The following is a 9,331-nucleotide window of genomic DNA, read 5'->3' on the forward strand; positions in this document are numbered from 1 at the left end:
TATATTGGTTTAACAACATCAGACGGTCCAATAAACTAAATTACACGACCCCTGTAAAATACAGAGATCGTGTAATGGCAACTATTTAAGATTTTCTAAAATGTCTAACTTTTCTATGGCACTTCAGCTGGCAAGAGAGTTTTTTTAATAATTATTTTCTAATCTTGTTTCCGCTGGCTGGCAATCAGGTCGGCCGCGTTTTGCTCAGCAGCTTCGCTGACATTAGCCCCAGCCATCATCTGGGCGATCATCTTGACGCTGCTGTCTTCATCAAGTTCCTTGACCTGGGTAAAGGTCTCGCCGGCTTCAACCTGCTTGGCGATGGCAAAGCGGTGGTCGGCGCTGGCCGCTACCTGCGGGGAGTGGGTGATGGCGATAACCTGCTTTTGGCCGGCAATCGCATGCATCTTCTTGCCGATAGCGGCTGCCACCCGGCCGGAAACCCCGGTGTCAATTTCGTCAAAGACCATGGTGCCAACTGGCTCAACCCGGGAGAAGATAGCCTTCAAGGCCAGGATCAGCCGGGACTGTTCCCCGCCGGAAACAATCTTAACCAGCGGCATCAGTTCTTCACCTGGGTTTGGAGCAATGTAGAAGGCCAGATCATCTGTCCCCTTGACCGTAAAATTATCTGTCTTGGCAAAGCGGATGGAGAAGCGGGCCTTGTCCATGTATAAGTCAGCCAGTTCATGCTTGATCGCTTCCTCTAGCTTCAAGGCGGTAGATTCTCTAGCCTGGTGGAGGTCAGCCGCCATGACGGACATTTTTTCCTCAACTGCTGCAATCCGCTTGACCAGCTCTTCTTCGTCAAGGCCGCCGGTTTCAAACTGGCTGAGCTCCTTGGAGACTTTGGCATAAAAGTCAAAGACGTCTGCCAGGCTTGGTCCATACTTCTTCTTCAAGTTGTTCAAGAGGTCCAGGCGGTTTTGCACGTACTGGTAGCGTTCTTCATCAAATTCCAAGCTGTCCATGATGTCACCCAGTTCTGAGCGGGCATCGCTCAGCGAATATACCCCGTCAGTAATGGACTGGGCCACATTCTTGAAGTCCTTGTCCAGGTCGGCCAAATCTTCTGCCGTTCCCTGGGCATCCCCCAGCAGGCTGGTTAAGCCATGTTCGTCATCGTCAAAAAGCTGGATCATGAAATTGGCGGATTCAGCAATCTTCTGGTAATTGTTCAACTTGTTGAACTCGTCTTCCAAGTTCTGGTCTTCCTGCTCATCCGTCAAATCCGCTTGGGTCAACTCTTCGACCTGAAACTGGAGGATGTCCTGGCGCTGGGCCAGTTCCCGGCTGTCGCGGCGCAGGTGCTCCAGGCGCTGGTTAAGGCTTTGCCAAGTCTGGTATTCAGCCTGGTACTTGCCTAAAAGGAGCTTGAAGTCCTTGCCCGCGTATTCATCGACCAGGTCAATCTGCCGGCTTTGGTCCATCAGCATCTGCTGGTCGTTCTGACCATGGATGTCAACCAGGTACTCGCCAATTTTGGCCAAAGCCGTAATCGTGGTCAGTTGCCCGTTGATCCGGATGATGTTCCGGCCCTTGCTGGAAATCTCCCGGCTGATGATCAAGTCATCGCCGTCCATCGGCAGGCCGTAGTCGGCCGCGATCTGTTCAACTTCCCGCATTTCATCGTCTTGCAGGGTGAAAAGTCCGGTCACTACTGCCTTGCTCTGGCCAGACCGGACCATTTCTTTTTGGGCCCGGTGGCCCAGCAAAAGTGACAAAGCATCAATCAAGATTGACTTACCGGCCCCGGTTTCCCCGATTAGGACTGTCATTTGCGGCTGAAACTTGATTTTCAGACTCTTAATGATGGCAAAATTCTGGATATCCAATTCCACTAGCATAAGCGTCCCACAGCATCCTTTCTACAGACCCTGGGCAGCCCGGTCAACCAGCTCGCTGACTGAGCCGGACCAGAGATTCTGCCCTGGATTTGCCTGGTCCTTCTTCAAGTGAAGCAAAAATTCAATATTCCCCTTGCCGCCCTTGATTGGCGAATAATCAACGCCCAAAATGGAAAAGCCAATTTCCAGCGCCTTGGCCATGGTGTGCTCGATCACGGCCTGGTGAACGGCATGGTCTCGGACGATCCCGTGCTTGCCAACATTTTCCGGACCTGCCTCAAACTGGGGCTTGATCAAGCAGACGGCATCCCCCTGGTCTTTCAAGATTTCATACATTGGCGGCATGATCAAGTCCAGGGAAATAAAGGACACGTCCGTCATGGCGAAGTCCGGCAGGCCTTCAGTAAAGTCAGCGGGAACAGAGTAGCGGAAGTTTTGCCGCTCCATCACTACCACCCGGGGGTCATCCCGGAGCTGCCAGGCCAATTGGTTATAACCCACGTCTAAGGCATAGACCAGATTGGCCCCATTTTGCAGGGCCACGTCAGTAAAGCCGCCCGTTGAAGCCCCGATATCCAGGCAGATCTTGTCTTTTAAGTCAATGTTCCAGACCTTGACCGCCTTTTCTAATTTGAAGCCGCCCCGGGAAACATACTTGAGCTTGTCTTTCTTAATAAAAAACTCCTCGTCAACCGGGAACTTCTCTCCGGCCTTGTCGATCCGTTGGTGGTTATGGTCCGTTACCAGACCCGCCATGATGGCTCTTTGGGCCTGAGTTCTGGAGTTGAAAATTCCCTTGGCGGCCAATAATACGTCCGCGCGTTCTTTACTTGCCATTAGAGCACCTTCTGATACAAATCCAAAAAGCCCAGCAAAACTTCTGCCTTTTCTCCGGCTAGGTCAGCCTTGCCCATTTCAATCAGCTGCTTGAGCTCCTGTCTGGTTGCATCCGCCCCCAGCATGGTCAAGCTGTTGTTTTTACCCACTTCCTGGTCCTTGTGGGTTGCCTTGCCAGCTTCTTCCTGGCTTTCAACGATGTCTACCAGGTCGTCATAGAGCTGGTAAGAGCGGCCAAAGTGCTTGGCAAAAGCCAGGTACTTTTGGGCCTGCTGGTCAGGGCAAGCAGCTAAAGCCGTGGCCATCTGAACGCTGGCCAAAATCAAGCAACCGGTTTTCAGCCATTCCATGTGGTCAATCACTTCTTCACTGCTGTCTTCATTGTTGGTGGTGTCGATGTCCAGGTACTGGCCAGCAACCATCCCCTTAGGACCCACAGCTTCAGTGATGATCTCGACCAGCTTCCAGTTATGTTCAGCCTGGGCGATCCACTGGATGCCTAAGGGCTGGAGTGCATCCCCGGCCAAAATTGCTTCTGCTTCGCCCCATTTCTTGTGGCTGGTCAATTCTCCGCGCCGGTAGTCATCATTGTCCATGGCGGGCAGGTCATCGTGAATCAATGAATAAGTATGGATCAGTTCGATCCCGCAGGCTGCCTGGACTTCTTTTTCGGTTATCTCAATGCCCAAGGCATCTAAAGTTGCTAAAAAGAGCAAAGGCCGCAGACGCTTGCCCCCAGCCATGACTGAATAAGCCATGATTTCGGCAAAACGGGGATCATCGCTTTCCTTTGGCAGTTGCCCCTTTAAAAAATCATTGATGATCGGCGTGTACTTAGCTTGAAATTCTTTAAAAGTTGTCATGGCTTTATTCCTTTGGCGCTGAGGCATCGGTTGGGTCAAGTTCCTTCTCGCTGCCGTCAGACTCAATCAACTTGGCCACGGTATTTTCCGCCTTGGTCAATTCCTGCTTCAATTCCCGGCTCAGCTTAACCCCAGTTTGGAACTGAGCCAATGATTCTTCTAATGACAACTGGCCATTTTCCAGCTGACCAACGATTTCCTGCAGCTCCTTGAGCTGGCTTTCAAAATTGTTCTTTTCAGTCATTTTTTTCTTCCTTAATCTCTTCAATCCGGCCGATCGCCTGGCCATCCTTTAAATGCAGGCGAACCTGGTCGCCTGGCGACAATTGCTTAACTGACTTGACCACGGTGCCGCTTGTGTCAGTCGTATAGCTGTAGCCCCGGGCCAGGGTCTTTAAAGGACTGTAGTCGTCCAACTGCTGGACGGCCTGCCGGCAGGCGGCCTGCTTTTGCTCCAAGATCCGCTTGATCCCCATTTCCAGGCTCTTAGCCAGGTAGCTGTTTTCCTGCTTAAGCTGCTTGATCCGCCGGTCTGGGGCCTGGTGCTGGAGGCGCTGGGTCAACAGGCTGAGCCTTTGCCCCTGGTCTTTGACAATGACTTCCATCATCCGGCTCAGCTGCTGGGACAATTGGTCGACCTGCTGCATTTTCTGCTCATAAAGGCGCTGGGGTTCTTTCATGATAAAAGAATTTTCCAGCTGGGCCAGGGCCTGGGCCCGGACCTGGATCACGGCCCGGATGTCGGTCAAAAGCCGGGTCTGCAGCTGCCCAATTTCAGCCACGACCTGGGTCAGGGCCGGTGTTGCCATTTCAGCGGCTGCTGTTGGCGTAGCTGCCCGGCAGTCAGCTGCCAGGTCACAGAGGGTGGTATCTGTTTCGTGACCAACTGATGAAATCACCGGCATCTTCATAGCATAAACCTGGCGGACAACTTCTTCTTCGTTGAAAGGCCACAGGTCTTCTAAGGACCCACCCCCCCGGCCGATAATGAGCACGTCATATTCATCTGCCCGGGCTTGGATCTGCTGCATAGCAGAAACCAAGCTGCCAGCCGCGCTTTCCCCTTGCACCTGGGCCGGGAAAAGGTCAATTTCAGCGTGCGGGAAGCGGCGGTTAGCCGTTACCATGATGTCGTGGATGACCGCCCCAGAGGCTGAAGTCACGACCGCGATCTTATCGGGAAAAAGGGGCAGAGGGCGCTTGTGCTCTTGGGCAAAGAGGCCTTCTTTAGCCAGTTTCTCCTGCAGCTGCCTGAAGCGTTCATACAAGGCCCCAAGTCCCGCCGGTTCCATGCTTTTGGCATAAAACTGGTAGCTGCCCTGGGCTTCATAAGTTGACAGGCGGCCAGTCACGTAGACCTTCATCCCTTCTTCCGGCTCGAACTTGACCTTGTCAAAGTCTCCGCGGAACATCACCACATTGATTTTAGACTTGTCGTCTTTTAAAGAAAAGTACTGATGACCGCCTCTCCGGAAGCGGAAATTCGACAATTCCCCTTGGAGAAAAATTTGCCGCAGGTAGGGATCCCGGTCAAATTTCTGCTTAACATACCAATTTAATTCACTGACAGTCAGGTACTTTTCGTCCGTCCCCTTAATTGAGTCCATGCTGTCTCCTCGTCAATTTGATGACTTCTTCCATTAAAAACTCTACGGTCAAAGGACCTATCCCGCCGGGCACAGGCGTGATCCAGCTGGCCTTTTCTTTAACGGGGGCAAAATCAACGTCGCCGACCAGGAGGCCATCAACCCGGTTGATGCCCACATCGATCACGACCGCCCCTTCTTTGACCATGTCCGCCTTGATCATTTCCGCCTTGCCGACCGCGCAGACCAGGATGTCGGCCCGCTTAGTCAAGTCAGCCAGATTCCGGCTGCGGGAGTGCAGGATTGAAACTGAAGCGTTTCTTTCTAGCATTAAGGCGGCCAGTGGCTTGCCGACAATGTTTGACCGGCCGACGATCACGGCATTTTTACCAGTCAAATCGATTTGGTAGTGGTCCAAGAGGGCAATAATACCGGCTGCCGTGGCTGGCTCAACAAAGTGCTTGCCCTGCCAAAGGCGGCCGATATTAGCTGGAGTCAAGCAGTCAACGTCCTTTTCCGGATCGATTCTTTCGATTACCCGGTCAGCATTGATTTGCGGGGGAACCGGCAACTGGACCATTAGGCTGGAAACTTCCGGATCCGCGTTTAAGCTGTCGATCAACTTTAAGACGTCCTCTTCGCTTTCATCGGCCGGCAATTGGTAAACTACCTGCTTGATGCCCAGCTTCTCAGCCTTGCGCTTCTTAGAGGCGACATAGACCTTGCTGGCCGGGTCATCACCAATATTGATGACACAGAGTTTGGGACTGACCCCATGCTCTTTTAAGGAAGCCACTTCGCTGCCTAACTTTTCTCCTAATTCCCGGGCCAGCTTCTTCCCATCCAAAATTTCTCCCAAAACTGCCTCCTTAAGAAAAAAAGCCGGCGAAACGCCGGCTTAAAGATTATTCTTGCACAAAGTTTGCCAATATGCCATTGATGAAGGCCTTTGACTTCGGATCATCAAACTCGTCACACAAGTTCAAAGCCTCGTTGATGGCTGACCGGTCTTCAATAACCGGGCTGTACAGCATTTCATACAGGGCTACTTCCAAAATCGCCAAGCTGGTCTTGCTCAGCCGCTCCAAGCGCCAGCCTTGCTTCAAGTTGGCAGAAAGCTTGTCACGCAGTTCAGCCTGCTTGTCGATCACGCCGCTGACCAGTTCCTGGCTGTAGGCCGGCAAGGTATCCATGTCCAAAGCGGACTTGACATTGTTTTCCAATTCACTGGCCGTCAAGCTTGGGTCCTGGTTGTACAGATAAATGGCTTGCAGTGCAATTCTTCGACTATCGTGTTGATTCATTACTTATCTTCTTCTTGATCGGGGAATAATGGTTGATCAGCATCTTCAAAGTTCTTTTCATCTTCAGGGAAGACGAGACCAACGACATGAACATCAATGGACTTCAAATTCATATCCGTCATCTGTGTCAGCTGCTGCTTCAGAGCCTCTTGAATCTTGCCCGCAACAGCTGGCACGTTGACGCCGTACTTGAGATATACGTAAACGTCAGCCGTCAGTTCGCCGTCTTCATCAACTGAGACGGCAACTCCCTTGCCCCGATCCTCGCGGCCAAAGACACGGCTCAAGCCTGACTTCAAGCCACCGCGCATCCCGGCAACACCGTCGACCTTCTGAGCTGAAATGCCCAGAATGACTTCGAGTACCTGCAGGTCGATCTTGATTTGATCGCCCTCATCATTGCCGCTTAAAACGATTGTTGAATTATCAGCCATTTTTCCACCTCGAAAATTACTACTTAGAACGTGATACGTATGAACCGTCACTAGTATTGATCGTCAGCACGTCACCAACATTGATAAAGAATGGTACAGTGACAACCAAACCGGTTTCCATCGTAGCTGGCTTACCACCACCTGATGAGGTATCGCCGCGGATGCCTGGTTCGGTTTCAACGACTTCCAGGTCAACCGTGTTTGGCAGGTCCAGACCCAAGGTTTCACCATTGTGTGAAATAATGTTCACAATCATGTTTTCCTTCAGGTACTTGGCTTCCTGGTCGATCTGAGCGTTCGGCACTTCCAATTGCTCGTAAGTTGCCGTGTCCATGAAGACATAGCTTGAACCATCGTTGTATAGGTATTGCATTTGCCGGGTTTGAATGTCAGCCGTTTCAACCTTGGCAGTTGAACGGAAAGTGTATTCTTGAACGGCACCAGACCGCAAGCTCTTCAGCTTTGAACGAACGAACGCACTACCCTTGCCTGGCTTAACGTGCTGGAATTCAACGATACGCCACAGGTCGTTGTTGTATTCGATCGTGAGGCCGTTCTTGAATTCATTAACAGAAATCATTGTCATCTGGTAAATCCCCCATTTCTACATCTTAAATTGTACCAATAAACACTAAATTTTACCATAAAAATAATCTTACAGGTGAATGAGTTCATCCTTTGGCAAAGTGGACAAAACTTCCGGAGTGTCGCCATTAACCAAAATGTCATCTTCGATCCGGACCCCACCTTGCGGCAGGTAGATGCCCGGTTCAACCGTGTGCACGATCCCGTTTTCCAGGGTCGTCTGGCTGAATAAAAATTCCGGCTGGCACATTTCGTGGATTTCCAGGCCGATCCCGTGGCCAATCCCATGGCCGAAGTATTGCCCGTAGCCAGCGTCATTGATGTAGCCCCGGGCTGCCTGGTCAACGTCCTTGCCAGTTGCCCCGGCAACAGCGGCGGCAATTCCCCGCTTTTGAGCTTCCAGGACAATCTTGTAGATCTTTTCCAGTTCGTCTTCCACGCTGCCCAAAGCGTAAGTTCTGGTAATGTCGGCGGTATAGCCGTTATATGAAGCGGCCGCGTCAATTACGACCAGTTCGTGCTCTTGCATCAAGCGCTCGCTGGCCACCCCGTGGGCCCAGGAAGAACGGGGACCAGAAGCGATAATTGAGTCATAGCCCGGGCCGTCGCCGCCGTAGAGCTTGAAGAGGTAGTCGAGCTTGGCGCCCACGTCTCTTTCCTTGGCACCTGGCTTAAGCATTGGCAGAACCTCTTCAAAGGCTCTTTCTGAGATTTCAACAGCCTTTTTAAGAGTGGCCAGTTCCAGGTCATCCTTGACATTGCGGACCCGTTCAACGATTTCAGCGGCCATCACCAGGTCAACATCTGGCAACTGGGATTTGATCGCGTTATATTCATAGGCAGAAACAAATTCTGCTTCGACTAAGAGTTTCTTGACCCCCAGCTTCTTGACTTCTGCCGCGATTTCGGCTGCTTCGTGGCCATGCTTCATGACTACCTTCAGTTCACCCACTGCCTGGGCTTCGATTTGCGGGGCAAAGCGGGAGTCTGACAGAAGCACCCGGTCGCCGTTTTTGGTAATGATCAGCTGGGCTTCTTCACCGGTAAAATTGGTCAGGTAGCGGTAGTTTGCCCGGTTAAAAACCAAGAGGGCATCCGCGTCCTTGTCCTTGATCAAGTCAGCAGTTTCCCTGATCCGTCTGGTCAACAGACTTAACAATTCATTGTTCTTGCTCATAAGCACCATCCTTTTCTGCAGCTTTTAAGCTTTTATTCATGATGCTTTTATTATACAAAAGATCAAGGACTTAAACATGCTTTCCCTGGAAAAAGGGCAAGAAAAAAGCAGGCAGCTGGGCTGTCTGCTCCTTTGCCGGCTTGATTATTCAGCGTCTTCTACTGGCAAAACAGAAACTTGCTTCTTGTACTTGCCAAGACGTTCGAACTTAACAACACCGTTAGTCAGTGCGAACAAAGTGTCGTCGCCACCGCGGCCAACGTTCTTGCCTGGGTGGATCTTAGTACCACGTTGACGGTAGATGATTGAGCCAGCGTGTACTTCTTGACCGTCGGCACGCTTTGCGCCCAAACGACGACCAGCTGAGTTACGACCGTTGGCAGTTGAACCACCACCCTTGTGGTGGGCGAGTAACTTTGCGTTTGAAAGAATGTTCATCATCATAGTGTTCACCTCTTACTAAGCTTCGATGCTCTTAACAGTAACCTTGGTGTAAGGTTGACGGTGACCGTACTTAGAATGTGAGTGCTTCTTTGGCTTGTACTTGAAAGTTACAACCTTCTTTTCCTTACCTTGCTTTTCAACTTTAGCAGTTACCTTAGCACCATCTACTAATGGAGTACCAACCTTAACGTCGTCGCCATTAGCAACAAGGATAACTTCGTCAAAAGTTACTGAGCTACCTTCTTCAGCATCAA

General features: G+C 51.2%; 13 protein-coding genes. 1 reads left to right on the forward strand and 12 read right to left on the reverse strand.

The features are described from left to right. The coding region (locus Q0J41_RS08545; protein ID WP_326832072.1) for an IS3 family transposase at window positions 1-89 on the forward strand (89 nt) is incomplete at its 5' end. A 69-nt stretch (window positions 90-158) separates the two neighbouring features. On the opposite strand, the gene recN is transcribed toward Q0J41_RS08545, so the two are convergent. The 12 genes from recN to rplU form a co-directional block, all read right to left on the reverse strand. Then, window positions 159-1,847 (reverse strand): DNA repair protein RecN, encoded by a 1,689-nt coding sequence (gene recN / locus Q0J41_RS05810; RefSeq protein WP_296227274.1) that lies wholly within the window; start codon window positions 1,845-1,847, stop codon window positions 159-161. A gap of 21 nt (window positions 1,848-1,868) precedes the next feature. Next, a complete protein-coding gene (locus Q0J41_RS05815) occupies window positions 1,869-2,684 on the reverse strand; it encodes a TlyA family RNA methyltransferase (RefSeq protein ID WP_296227276.1) in 816 nt (271 codons plus the stop codon). Continuing rightward, complete coding sequence (locus Q0J41_RS05820) at window positions 2,684-3,547, reverse strand: polyprenyl synthetase family protein (protein WP_296227278.1); 864 nt, start codon at window positions 3,545-3,547, stop codon at window positions 2,684-2,686. The genes Q0J41_RS05815 and Q0J41_RS05820 overlap by 1 nt, the downstream gene beginning before the upstream one ends. A gap of 4 nt (window positions 3,548-3,551) precedes the next feature. Beyond that, complete coding sequence (locus Q0J41_RS05825) at window positions 3,552-3,791, reverse strand: exodeoxyribonuclease VII small subunit (protein WP_002879682.1); 240 nt, start codon at window positions 3,789-3,791, stop codon at window positions 3,552-3,554. Continuing rightward, window positions 3,784-5,154, reverse strand: a complete 1,371-nt coding sequence (gene xseA / locus Q0J41_RS05830; protein ID WP_296227282.1) for an exodeoxyribonuclease VII large subunit — start codon at window positions 5,152-5,154, stop codon at window positions 3,784-3,786. Before xseA ends, Q0J41_RS05825 begins: the two co-directional genes overlap by 8 nt. Continuing rightward, window positions 5,141-5,992: a bifunctional methylenetetrahydrofolate dehydrogenase/methenyltetrahydrofolate cyclohydrolase gene (locus Q0J41_RS05835; protein WP_296227284.1), complete on the reverse strand. Its 852-nt coding sequence runs from the start codon at window positions 5,990-5,992 to the stop codon at window positions 5,141-5,143. Before Q0J41_RS05835 ends, xseA begins: the two co-directional genes overlap by 14 nt. 46 nt (window positions 5,993-6,038) lie before the next feature. Then, window positions 6,039-6,437 (reverse strand): transcription antitermination factor NusB, encoded by a 399-nt coding sequence (gene nusB, locus Q0J41_RS05840; protein WP_296227286.1) that lies wholly within the window; start codon window positions 6,435-6,437, stop codon window positions 6,039-6,041. After that, a complete protein-coding gene (locus Q0J41_RS05845; protein ID WP_004560645.1) occupies window positions 6,437-6,871 on the reverse strand; it encodes an Asp23/Gls24 family envelope stress response protein in 435 nt (144 codons plus the stop codon). The genes nusB and Q0J41_RS05845 overlap by 1 nt, the downstream gene beginning before the upstream one ends. A 19-nt stretch (window positions 6,872-6,890) precedes the next feature. Continuing rightward, window positions 6,891-7,457, reverse strand: a complete 567-nt coding sequence (gene efp, locus Q0J41_RS05850; RefSeq protein WP_296227289.1) for an elongation factor P — start codon at window positions 7,455-7,457, stop codon at window positions 6,891-6,893. A 69-nt stretch (window positions 7,458-7,526) separates the two neighbouring features. After that, window positions 7,527-8,633, reverse strand: coding sequence for a Xaa-Pro peptidase family protein (locus Q0J41_RS05855; RefSeq protein ID WP_296227290.1), 1,107 nt, complete (start codon window positions 8,631-8,633; stop codon window positions 7,527-7,529). Window positions 8,634-8,777: 144 nt separating this feature from the next. Then, window positions 8,778-9,077: a 50S ribosomal protein L27 gene (gene rpmA / locus Q0J41_RS05860; RefSeq protein WP_201331855.1), complete on the reverse strand. Its 300-nt coding sequence runs from the start codon at window positions 9,075-9,077 to the stop codon at window positions 8,778-8,780. A 15-nt stretch (window positions 9,078-9,092) separates the two neighbouring features. Next, window positions 9,093-9,331, reverse strand: a 239-nt coding sequence (rplU, locus tag Q0J41_RS05865) for a 50S ribosomal protein L21 (protein ID WP_296227295.1), incomplete at its 5' end; no start/stop codon positions are given.

Origin of the sequence: uncultured Lactobacillus sp. (assembly GCF_944327175.1) — a bacterium.
Lineage (GTDB): Bacteria > Bacillota > Bacilli > Lactobacillales > Lactobacillaceae > Lactobacillus.